The organism is Streptomyces sp. NPDC107471 (assembly GCF_055582845.1).
This window is the reverse complement of record NZ_JBVJPC010000008.1, coordinates 122,873-134,924: the sequence shown is the minus strand read 5'-3', so window position 1 is coordinate 134,924 and position 12,052 is coordinate 122,873. Positions and strand designations below refer to the sequence as shown.

At 71.3% G+C, this 12,052-nt stretch carries 5 protein-coding genes; 1 reads left to right on the top strand and 4 read right to left on the bottom strand.

Features of this window, described 5'->3' with window-relative positions:
• Positions 1-71: 71 nt before the first annotated feature.
• Positions 72-2,249, bottom strand: coding sequence for a PI-PLC domain-containing protein (locus ACZ66S_RS26420; protein WP_469904332.1), 2,178 nt, complete (start codon positions 2,247-2,249; stop codon positions 72-74).
• Positions 2,250-2,426: 177 nt separating this feature from the next.
• Here ACZ66S_RS26420 and ACZ66S_RS26415 point away from each other — a divergent pair, with 177 nt between their 5' ends.
• Positions 2,427-3,650 carry a glycoside hydrolase family 88 protein gene (locus ACZ66S_RS26415; RefSeq protein WP_469904004.1) on the top strand — a complete coding sequence of 408 codons (1,224 nt, stop codon included), beginning with the start codon at positions 2,427-2,429 and terminating at the stop codon, positions 3,648-3,650.
• Between the two features lie 9 nt (positions 3,651-3,659).
• On the opposite strand, the gene ACZ66S_RS26410 is transcribed toward ACZ66S_RS26415, so the two are convergent.
• From ACZ66S_RS26410 to ACZ66S_RS26400, 3 genes are all read right to left on the bottom strand, one after another.
• Positions 3,660-4,922, bottom strand: coding sequence for an alginate lyase family protein (locus ACZ66S_RS26410; RefSeq protein WP_469904003.1), 1,263 nt, complete (start codon positions 4,920-4,922; stop codon positions 3,660-3,662).
• Positions 4,919-6,562, bottom strand: a complete 1,644-nt coding sequence (locus ACZ66S_RS26405) for a glycosyl hydrolase family 28-related protein (protein ID WP_469904002.1) — start codon at positions 6,560-6,562, stop codon at positions 4,919-4,921. Before ACZ66S_RS26405 ends, ACZ66S_RS26410 begins: the two co-directional genes overlap by 4 nt.
• A 225-nt stretch (positions 6,563-6,787) precedes the next feature.
• Positions 6,788-11,983, bottom strand: a complete 5,196-nt coding sequence (locus ACZ66S_RS26400; RefSeq protein WP_469904001.1) for a family 43 glycosylhydrolase — start codon at positions 11,981-11,983, stop codon at positions 6,788-6,790.
• Positions 11,984-12,052: the final 69 nt, after the last annotated feature.

Here is a 12,052-nt window from a genome sequence, read left to right as displayed (position 1 = left end):
GCCGGAGAGCCGCTGACCCGCCGCAGGGCCCGGAGAGCCGCTGACCCCACCGCCGGGGCCGGACGGCGGTTTCAGCGCTCGGAGTTGAGCGTGTCCGTCGCGCCGCGGGCGTCCCCGATCGTCGCGTAGTCCACGGCGACGAAGTTGACCGGACGGCCGCGCTCGCGCTCGCAGCGGTGGACGCGGTCCAGCACGTACCGGCGGGTGTTGACCTCGCCCGCGTCCAGTCGGCTGCCGCCGTTGTCCGTGATGAAGTGGTTGAGCAGGAACAGGCGTTTGCCGGTGCCGCCCCGATGGGGGACACAGCTCATCTCGGCGGGGCTGCGGAAGGCGAACGGTGTCTCCATGCCGTACCGGTAGAAGTTCCGGTACCAGTCGGCGGGGCCGTCGGCCCGCTCGGCGAAGACCACGAGCCGGCGGCCGCTGTCGATCATGTCGCCCAGCGTGGGCCACGCCTTGTCGGGGTCGGGGTCCGGGGTGTGGACGAGGTCGGTGAGACCGGCCTGCCGGAATGCCTCGGCGGTGTCCGCACCACTGATCGCGTCCTGGACGATCAGTGTCACCACCTCGGTCGGATGGGCGCGCATCCAGTTGCCGATCTCCCGCAGCGTCGGCCCGAGCGGGATCGCGCCCGCGCGGCAGACCGCGTGACACAGCCACAGCCCCTCCCGCCGCGGGTTGACCTTGTCGACGGCGGCGCTGATCAGGGTGCGCTGCTCGGGGGTGAAGTCGGAGTCGTCGAGCCGGCCGGTGATCTGGCCGGGGCTCTCCCAGCGGTAGGTGTCGAGCTGGAGGCCGCGCACCCCGTCGTCGAGCTGTGCGGTGATGGCCGGGTCCTGGAGCGGGCCGATGAACCGGTCGACCGTGGTGGCCATGGCGTTGTGCGAGGTCAGGTAGGCGACCTCGTCGTAGCGCCGGTCGCACAGGTGCGGGCTGCCCTCGCAACGGCGGGACGCGGCGGGGCTCGCGCCCAGCGGCACCAGGACCAGCCCGGCGAGGACGGCGGCGCTCGTGCCCGCCGCGAGGAGGCGCAGGCGCGAGGGAGCGATGCGGAGACGCGGCCGTACTTGGAGGACCCAGCCGGTCCCGACGAGCAGGGCACCGGCGACCGCCGGGAGCGCCGCGGTGGTGAGGGCCGCCGCGGTGATGTCGTCGAGGGCCCTGGACTGCAGGTCGTCGACCAGTGCGGCCACGCTCGGCGCCCAGCTCGACGGCGGTGTGATCACCCGGCCGCCGGTGCTCAGCCGTGCGAGTACCGCGACGACCGCGGTGAGCGTTCCGCCGCCGGCGAGGGCCCAGCCCAGCAGCACGGCCTTGCGGCCGGCCGGGGCGGGGCCGGTGAGCCACAGCGCCGTGAGGCAGGCGAGGAGCAGGGCGGCGCCGAGGACCTCCATGAGTCCGAGCCCGGTCGCGGTGTAGGGGCGCAGCCGGTGCAGGGCGGCCGGATCGTCCCCGGAGCGGTCCAGGGTCCGAGAGACGTTCCATTCGTCGCCGCCGGCGGCCGCGCGCAGCCGGGCGGCGGCCTCCCGCGTCCGCTCGGAGACCGCGGCGGGGGCCACCGTGGCCAGGGCGGTGGCGATGTCGCCGTTGGCCAGGGCCACTTCCAGGTCGGGGCGCAGCGCCTCCCGCTGCCGTGCGGGCACGGTCTCCAGCATCAGGTCGGTGGCGGTGGCGGCCTGCTTCCCGGAGAGCGGGAACGCGGGCAGGGCCGCGGGCGCATGTCCGTCCACGAGTTCGTGGAGGGCGGCGTTCAGATCGGTGGAGAACGCCGCGAAGTCCGGTTCCGGTTTCCGCTGCACGGCGGAGACGAGGTCGCCGAAGTAGGTGTGCACGAGGTCGGTGAGATGGGCCAGTACCGGTCGCAGATCTACGCTCAGGGCGAGCCGGTCCCGGCCGCCGTCGAGGTACCCGACCACGGCCTCGATCTGCTGGTGGGTGAGTTCCCGTGCCGTCTCCGGGGGCAGCACCAGGCGGAGGTTGGAGGTGACGAGGGCCTCGGGGACCGGCAGCCGGGCCAGCAGGGGACGGGTGACGCCGGCCGTGTCCGGATCGACCAGGACCTGGTCGTAGAGCCGGTCGTAGGCCGACTCCTGGTCCAGCACGGACTCGTAGAACGCCGGTGAGACGAGGGTGGCCCGGGCCGTGGCCGCCAGGGCGACGACCGCGGTGCAGAGCACGGCGACGACGAAGGCGGCGACTCGCACCCGCCCCCGGTCCCGGACGGCACGCTGGTTCTCGATGGCATCCATCGTCACCGCGCTCTCCGCGCGCCGCAAACGATCCGTGCCTCGCAAGCGATCTGGAAACCGCCCCGAGGTTCACGTGTTCACACTCTTGAACATTGCTCACATGGGTGTACAGCCATACCGCCGCTGTGCCACGCTCGATCAACTTCCCTTCCCTGTAATCGAGTTGGAGACGCGAGCATGACTGTTTCCCGCCGTACCGTGCTGGCCACGGCGACCGGAGTCGCGGTGACCGGCGCCACCGCGACCGGCGCCGCCGCGGCACCCTCCGTGGCCGCACCGAACCTCCGCACGCTCCGCGCGGCGGCCGACTACGCCGTCGAGAAGCTCCGCACGGTCGCGCCGACCGTGACCGCCTTCCCCGTCGGAACGAAGTTCGAGAAGTGGACCTACTCGCAGAACGGCGACTGGGTCGGCGGTTTCTGGCCCGGCACCCTGTGGATGGCCTGGCTGTACAGCAAGGACGACGACTTCCGCACCCTGGCCCTGGCCTCCGCGCGGAAGCTGGCCCCGCGCCGGTTCGACACCGGCACCCATGACCTCGGCTTCCTCTTCTACCCGTCCTGGGTCACCGCCTGGCGGCTGACCGGCGACGACACCTGGCGGTCCGGTGCCGTGGAGGCGGCCGACTCCCTCATCCGGCGCTACAACCCGCGCGGCCGCTTCCTGCGCGCCTGGGGCGCGCTGGACGATCCGAAGAACGCGGGCCGCGTCATCATCGACACGATGATGAACCTCGACCTGCTGGCCTTCGCGAGCCGGGAGACGGGTGATCCCAGGTACCTGGACATCGCCGTGGAGCACGCGAGGACCGCCCGTCGGGTCTTCCCGCGCCCCGACGGCTCGACCCCGCACGTCTACGACTTCGACCCGGACAGCGGTGCCCCCGTCGGCCCCGACACCGTGCAGGGCTACAGCCCCACCTCCTGCTGGGCGCGCGGCCAGGCCTGGGGCGTCTACGGGTTCACCACCATGTACCGGCGCACCGGCGACCCGCAGTTCCTGGACACCGCCCGCAGACTCGCCGACTTCGCGCTGCGGGCGCTCGGCCCGGACCACGTCCCGGTGTGGGACTACCGGGCGCCGCAGCAGCCGTACGACATCAAGGACGCGTCGGCCGGTGCCATCCTGGCCTGCGGTCTGCTCGACCTGGCCGCGGCCGGCGGCCGGAGCGAGTACCGGACGGTGGCGCTACGGCTGCTCACCGCGCTGGCGGAGACCTGCCTGACCAGGAACTCCGCCCGCGCGGACGCGGTCGTCGCCCGCTGCACCCGCAACCGGCCCGCCGAGGACGGCATCGAGATCTCGCTGCCGTACGCCGACTACTACCTGCTCGAAGGCATCCTGCGGGTGCTGCAACCGCAGGACGTCGACCGGGCGATCGACCTGTCCACAAGCCCCTGACGGCGGCCCTCACCCCGCGATGGAGTCGAGCTGTTCCGCCGCCGGACGCAGGGCCCACAGGTCACCGTCCGGCGGCGCCTCCAGCGACGGAACGGCCTGCCGCGCCCGCGCGTCACCCGCGTCCGCCGCCGCGTGCACGACGTCGGTCGCCGCGTACCGGTAAAACTCCAGCTCCGGATGGGGCCACGCGGCCGCCCCGGTCGCGGCGGGCAGCAGGTAGTCCACCGCCTTGAACAGGCTCTGCCCGTCCGGGCCCTGGTAGGCCCACAGGTCGACGCCGACGTGCCGGCCGATGGCCGCGAGCCGGGTGTAGGCGACCAGGTCGAACGTCGAGTAGTGCCAGCTCCGGGTGCGGGCCAGCTCCTGGGGCTGGCTGCCGTCGGCCGCCACCTGCGGCGCGATGCGCCTGCTCCGGGCGTCCAGGACCGTGCGCCGGGCCAGGTCCCGGTCACCGGTCGCATGGGCCAGACCGGCGAGCAGCAGGTCGTAGAAGGTGCCGTGGTTGTTGGCCGCGGCCCCTTCCTGCTTGCCGAAGTCGCTGTCCTTGAGCCAGCCGAGGAAGGCGCCGTTCCAGCGCGCCATGCCGGTGCGGTCCTTCCCGCTCCACCCCGGAGCGCCGGCGTCCAGGAGGGCGAGCGCGTCCAGGACGCTGGTGTACGACTGGGAGAAGTCGATGATGCCGATGGCCCGGCCGTCGTACTTGCACGGGATGAACTGCGCGTGGTCCAGGTTGGGGTTCATGCGGGTGGCCGGGTCGAGGAACCAGGTGCGCAGCACCTGCCCGGCCTTGCGGGCGTACCGCTGCTCGCCGGTGTAGTACCAGGCCAGGGAGAGGTCGTAGGCGGAGTCGAAGGTCTTCTCGACGTCCTGGCGGTCGGTGCCGGAATCGACCTCGGGGTTGCGCTGGCCGTCCCGCTGGACGTACGGGCAGCCCCAGGGGTTGTCGGCGGTGGGGCTCTGGGTGGGCCACCAGTACGGGGCCTGGCTGAGGTAGTCGTGGACGTCGCCGCCGGGAGCGGGGCGGGGCTTGTCGACGACGGTCCAGGGGCCCTGGTCCAGCCACTTGTCGGCGCGGGCCGTCAACGCCCGGACCGCGCGCCGCAGTTGCGGGTCGCCGCGATCGAGCCGGGCTTTCGTCTGCTGGAGGCGGGCGCCGTCCAGGACCGTGGTGTGCGGGGGTGCGGTCCGTGCCGACGCCGGGGCGCTGAGCCCGGTGGCGAACGCGGCCAGGATGCTCACAAGGACGACGCACCAGCGGTGTCGCGTGTTCATCGGTCCACTCCGTTCAGTCGGCGCTGGGCCTCGTACAGGTTCCGTGGCCGCACCGCGCCCGGACTGCCGTACAGCTCCAGGCGCGAGTGCAGGTCGCCCGTGAAGTCCGGGACGTCGATCTGGTCGAACTCCCTGACCTCGTCGATACCGACGGTCGCGGAGAAGGGCGCCAGCCCGTCGATCCGGACCAGCCCCGCGCGGCCGTTGGTGACGCGGATGTTCCAGTGGGTGAACCGGGCGCCGAACAGGGGCCCCGCGGAGGCGTCACCGCCGTGGCGGCCGTTGTTGTTCACGGTGATGTCGGTGCGGACGTTGGCGAAGGGCAGGCCGCGATGGCTGTCGAAGGTGCCCATCCGCATGTCGCCGCGCGACCAGACGTTGTACGACGACAGCCCCTCGACGTTGATGCCGTGCAGTTGCGTGCCCGCGGGGGCGGGGCTGGTGCGCTCCTCGATCGTGAAGTCCTCGATCAGGTTGTCGTGCGAGCCCTCGCGGCAGAAGTACGGGTGGTGGGAGCCGCGGCCCGCCACGCGGGTGCGGCGCAGGGTGCACGCGGAGGCGGCCACCAGGCCGAAGCCGTTGTCGACATGACGGACCGTCACGTCGTCGACCCAGCAGTCGTACGCGCACTGGAGCACGACGCCGTTGTACCCCTTGTCCAGCAGGTGCGGCTGCTGCGGGACGTCGGGTGCCTCCAGGGTCAGGCCCTCCACGCCGGAGCCGGTCAACTCCGCCACGTGCGTGGTCAGTTGCGGGGACCACTCCGGGCGCAGGTCGAGCGGGAGCGGTCGTTCCAGGGTGACCTTCCGGCCGTGGACGCGGGTGATGCGGACGGGCCACTCGTAGGGGACGTACGACGTCAGCTTCGTCTTGTCGTCCCAGAAGTAGGCCTCCGGCCCGGGACCGCCGCCGCACATGTGCTCAAGGAGCGTGTGGTCGGCGTCGTCCGAGAGCCTCAGCAGCACCAGGGCGCCGGGACGCAGCGCGGAGGCGTCGGCGACCGTCACCGTCCAGGAGCCCTGCCGTGCGGGGGCGACCGCGGTGAGTGCCCGCCACTCGTCGCGCCGGTTGCCGGTCCAGCCCTCGAACGGCCATGCCCTGGCCCTGACGGCCGCGACGAGCGACTCCCAACGGGCCCTGGGCGCCAGCCAGATGAGGCCGCCGGCCCAGGACCACGACGACTTGTCCCCGCCGTAGCGGGAGCCGTACGGCCCGATGAGCTCGGTGAGGTTCCGGGACGCGTACAGGGTCGTACGACCGCTGCCGGCGCCCTTGAGGACGACGTTCGAGCGGTCGACGCGGATCACGTCGTCGATGCGGAACGTGCCCGGAGGGATGGTGACCGTGCCACCGCCGGCCCTTCCGGCAGCGGCGATGGCACGGTTGATCGCGGGGGCGGAGTCGGTGGTCCCGTCCGCCACGGCGCCGAAGTCCCGCACGTCGGCGACGACCGGGCGGCGGGGGAGGCGCGCCGCCCCGCCGTGGCAGCCGGCCCGTCCCACGTACGGGATCTGCGGGTGGGTGCAGGGGGTGCGGCGGAACTCCCGCCACAGCGGTGCCGCTTCGGCGGCCGACGCGGTCCCTGCTCCCAGGGCGACGGTGACGGCGCTTCCCAGCAGCGCCCGTCTACTCATGCGCATGACATTGATGTTCCCCATGGCGGATCGCCCTTCCATCTCTTCATGGATGTGAACGACGTTCATAAGTGCGTTGAGCGGTGAGGATGCCATGGTGTCGGGCCCTGCGAAAGAGGTCGTGCAGGGATTGCCGGGTCATGTCCCTGAACCCGCGCATGCGCGGAGCCCCGTCGACAGGGTGCTGTCGACGGGGCTCGCGGGGCTTCGGGGTGGGACTACCGCCGGCTGCTACCGCCGGCTGACGGTGATGAAGCCGGTGACCTTCGAGCCGGTGAGGTTGTCGTACACGACTTCACCGCCGGACTTCCTCCAGATCCTCAGGTGGAAGGTGTCCGGGTCGTCGGTGACGGTGAGGCGGAAGCCGTAGCCGCCCCTGCCGTCGACCGTCCCCGAGCCCTGCTGGACGGCTCGCGAGCCGGTGACCACGAGCCAGTCCGAGCCGCTGGAACGGAACTTCAGCCCCGCCCTGCCGAAGTCGAAGGTGAACCGGCCGACGGGTGCGACCGCTCCGGGCAGACAGACCGCGGCGAACGAGAAGGCGGCCTTGCCCGTCAGTCCCGGCTCGGCGGGGTAGGCGCCGGCCCGGGAGGTGAGGACACCGGCGCCGAGCACGGGACCTGCGGAGCGGTCGTGGACGATCAGCTCGGGAAGCGTCCTGCTGTCCGAGGCGCCGTCGTCGTCGGTGACGGTGACCACCGGACGGCGGATCCCCGCCTCGGCGTAGACGTGCTCGGCGCGACATCCGGAGGCGGTGACCGTGCCGGCGCGCGGCGCGCTCCCGTCCTTCCAGTCGACCGTGCAGGCGTGGGTGTCGCTCGTGCCAGGGTCGGTGAACTCGGCTGTGACGACCGCTCGCCCGCCGACCGCCAGCGGGGACCGCGGTGCCGCGGCCGAGACCAGGACGGGCGCTGCGTTGGCCACCGTCACCGTCGCGGTGTCCCTGCTGCGGCCGCCTGTGAGGGTGACCGTGTAGGTGCCGTCGTCGGTGCAGGTGAGCGTGGTCCTCGCGGCCCGGGCGTCGGCGAAGGCGCAGGGAGCTCCCGTCTCGACGGTCCAGTTCGGGCCGCCCGCTCCGGAGATCGTGCCGTTCAGTTCGATCGCGTCGCCCTCCGTCCCGTTGGTGTCCGGACCGGCGTGGGCGACGGTCACCGGGTCGATGCCCGTCAGGGTGGGCGCGACCTTCCTGATCAGGCCGTCGGAGTCGAACTCCAGCTTGTCCACGGTGGTTTCGCGATGCGTGCCGTCACCGCCGGGGATCGCGAACCGGTGGTAGGCGATGTACCAGTCGTCGGTGTTCGGCACCTGGACGACCGAGTGGTGACCGGGGCCCTTGATGCCGAGGGAGAGGTCCTTCTCCAGGATCACACCCCGCTTGGTCCACGGTCCGGTGGGGGAGGGGCCGGTGGCGTAGGCGACGCGGTAGTTCTCGTCGCGGGTGTCGTTCTCCGACCACATGAAGTAGTAGGTGCCCTCGCGCTCGATGACGAAGGAGCCCTCGTTGTAGCCGCTCGGGGTGATGTCCTTGAGCTTCGACGTGTCGATGGAGGTCATGTCGGCGTTCAGGGGCGCCACGTACGCGTGCCCGTTGCCCCAGTACAGGTACGACTGGCCGTCGTCGTCCGTGAAGACGGCCGGGTCGATCATCTGGCCGCTGTACTGCCCCGCCTTGAGCAGCGGTTGGCCCAGCGCGTCCTTGAACGGACCGGTCGGCGAGTCGGACACCGCCACACCGATGTTGGCGTCGGCGCAGAAGTAGAAGTAGTACTTCCCGTCCTTCTCGGCGATCGTCGGCGCCCAGGCCCTGCTGTCCGCCCACGAGACGTCGGGACCGAGGTCGAGGATGACGCCGTGGTCCTTCCAGTGGACCAGGTCGGTGGAGGAGTACGCCTTGAACTGCGTGCCGCTCCAGCCCTCGAAGCCGTCGGTCGTCGGATAGAGGTAGAAGGTGTCGCCGAAGCGCACGATGTTCGGGTCGGCGTTGAGTCCCGGCAGCACCGGGCTCCGCATGATCAGCGCCGAGACCGTCCAGGTGCGCTTCGTGCTGTCGGACCCGGTCACCTCGTAGGTCACCGGCTTCGTGAAGTCCTGCACGCTCCCGGAGGCGGGACTGACGGCCGCTCCGTGCGCGAGGGTGAACTCCGGTGCCAGCGCGGAGAGATCGGTGCCCTCCCGCATGGGCAGCGTGATCCTGCTGTCGGCGTTGTCGACGAGCGCGTCGGTCTTCAGCGCCGGGTGCGTGGCCTTGGCGATGCCCGCCGTGTTGCCGCTGAGCTCCATGACCTCCGCGGCCGTGAGGGCCCGGTCGTAGACGCGGAAGTCGTCGACCTCGCCGCCGAAGTACGGGTCGGCCGCGTACAGGGACCGGCCGATGTACCCGCTGTGGTCCTTGTCCGCGTCGTACAGCTCGGACGGCTTGATGCTGGTCGTCGTACGGGCGGCCTCGACGCCGTCGACGTAGAGGACCATCGCACCGGACGTCCCGTCGAGGGTGACGGTGACGTGCTGCCACGCGCCGGGCGTGAGCCGCGATCCGGCCGTCAGCTTCGACTCGGCCGGCCAACTCGCCTTCGTGATGGCCGAGTAGAGGCTGTTGCCGCCGTTGGAGGGCGTCGCGAACAGGTACCTGTCGCTGTCCGGGCCGAGTCCGAACAGCCACTGGAAGCTGCTGCCGCCCTTCCACTTGGCATACGTCGACACGGTCACGCTGTCGGCGTTCTTCAGCACACCGTTCGGGATCCTGACGTACGGCGAGCCCGTCGTGCCTCCCGACATCGCGAAGGAGCCGCCCTGCACGCCGGTGCCGAAGGCGGGCGTCCCCACATAGGTGCCGTGGTGGCCGTGGCCGCTGGAGTCGACCGCGATGGTGCCACCCGTCTCGTCGAAGCCGTAGTGCAGGAGCAGGTCGGCCGGGACGTCGGGGCCCTCCTCGGAGACGGTGACCTCGGCCCGGACCGGGATCGCCGCGCCGTCGGGCAGGCTGCCGGTGACCTGGAAGGTGCCCGCCCGGGCGTACCGGGACGGCGGGACGTCCTCCCAGGCGACCGCGACGGGACGCCTGACGCCGTCGGCGTAGGTGGCGATGATGGTGGCCGGCAGGACGGGCGCCTCGCCGATCCGCGTCCTCACGGACGTGTTCACGACGCTCTCGACGAGCTGGTCCGGCTGGTAGGCGCGCAGCAGGCGGTCGTACTCGGCCTGGGTGACGGGCAGGACGGTGCCGTGGCGCGGCTTGGCCGGCAGGTCGTAGTCGGCGACCGGGGTCCAGTCGCCGGAGTCGAGGTCGGTGGTCTCGAAGGGGAGGTAGCCGCGGCCGCCGAACTCGTCGAGGAACGCGTACCACTTGTCCTCGGTGTTCGACTTGAAGACCAGCGGCCCCTCGGCCGCGCTCATCGCGCCCTTGCCGATGCCCTCCGCGACGGCGGTCCAGTCCGGGTCGAGGATCGAGTCGCTCTTCTCCTCGAAGATGAACTTGCTGTCGGGCGTCGAGGAGGTGTTGTTCCGCTCGTCCTTCGACAGCCGGTAGTAGGTGCCGTCGTGCCGGATCATCGTGGAGTCGATGACCGAGTAACCGCGGTCGATCCACACCTTCGGCTCGCTGAACGTGTAGAAGTCGCGGGTGGTCGCGTACATCATGCGGTTGTACGTGTCGCCGGAGTGCGCCTCGTTGTCGTACAGCTTCGACGCCCAGAAGACGACGTACTCACCGAGTGCGGTGTCGTAGTACGCCTCGGGGGCCCAGGTGTTGCCCGCGCTGTCGGGGGAGACCTTGACCAGCCGCTGGTCCGTCCAGTGGACCAGGTCGGTGGACTCCCACACCATGACGGACTTGCTCCCGGTGCGCTGAGAGGCGTCCCAGTCACCGTTTCCGTAGATCCTCAGGTCGGTGGCGATCTGGTAGAACTTGTCGCCCTCGGGGGAGCGGATGATGAACGGGTCGCGCAGGCCCTTCTCGCCCAGCGTGGAGGTCAGGACCGGCTTGCCGTCGTTCAACTCCCGCCATTTCAAAGGGTTGTTGCCCTTGCTGAGTGCCGCGTAGAGCTGTTCGCCGTCCGCGGTGCCCTCACCGGTGAAGTAGCTGAACATGTAGCCCTTGAGGGCCTGTTCCGCGGGGAGTTCGGGAACCTTCGCGGTGAAGAGGCGGGTGGCCCTGGCGTCGCCCTTGGTGACGGTGGCGGTGAGCTCGACGGTGGTGGCGCCCATGCCGTGCGCGGGGCGGTGGACCACGCCCTCGTCGTCGATGACGTCCTGGTCGGCCGAGGACCAGGAGACGGTGGTGCCGTGGTCGGCCGTGGCCGGGAGGGTGAGGTTGCCGCGGACGTCGTCGAGGTTGTGGACGCCGAGGGCCTGGGCGGCCTGCCGGGCGGCCGTCTCGTCGTCGAAGTCCGGCAGGACCGTGACGTCGAAGCTCTTGGTGTCGGTCACCGACCCCTTCCTGAGGGTCGCCGTGAGCGTGGCGTGGCCCTCCGGCGCCCCGGCGGCGGGGCGGGTGACCTTGCCGGAGCCGCTCACCACGTCCGTGTTGTCGCTGGCCCAGGTGATGGCGGAGCCGCCGGCCGTGCCGGTCCTCGGCAGGTCCAGGTCGGCCGTGACCTTACCGGTGTCGCCGAGGCTCAGCGCGGCCTTGTCGTCGGCGACGCCCTGGACGGCGAGGGGGAGCGCGAGCTGCTCGACCTCGGAGGCCGCCAGAGCCCGGTCGTAGACGCGGAAGTCGCGGACGCGGCCCTTGAAGAGCTTGTCGCCGGAGTACACCGACTTGCCGATGTAGTTGGCGGTGGTGGTGCCGGAGCCGATGGAGCCGGGGGTGAGGGTGACCGCCGTGTTGCGGCCGACCTCGACACCGTCCTCGTACAGAACACCGGTGGTGCCGGTCTGGGTGTAGGTGAGCTGCTTCCACACCGCGCGCGTGAGGTTGTGCGCGTCGGAGGGCTTCGTGGTCTGCTCGGTCGACCAGTTGCCGCTCGCGATCGAGGTGCGCAGGGAGTTGCCGGTGGCGAACAGGTACCCGTTGCCGTTGCCGCCGCTGGAGTTGCCGAAGCCGTAGAGGAAGTACGGCGTGCTCTGGGCGGAGTCGATCAGCACGTCCGTGGAGACGGTGAGGGAGTCCATGCCCCTCATGACGTCGTCCGGCACCTTGATGAAGGTGTCGGAGCCGTTGAAGGCGAGCCCGTGCGCCGGGTCCGACCAGTCGGCGGTGCCGTTCACCGTGCCATCGCGGCCGTTGCCGGAGGCGTCGGGGACGGTACTGCCGGAGGCGCCGTCCAGCTTGTACCAGAGCGCCAGCCCGTCGGTGACGTCCGCGGTGTCCGCCGCCTGGGCCGGGACCACGGGCGCGGCGAGACCCAGGAGCAGTGACACGGCGGTCAGAGCGGCGAGGCGGGCCGCCCGGCGTCTCGCGCGGGCGCGCGGACGTGCGAGGTACGTCATGTGGGTTCCCTGCTGAGGCGTGGAGGGGTGTGGCGGGGCCTCGGCCTTGGGCACCTGCCGTTGCGGCTG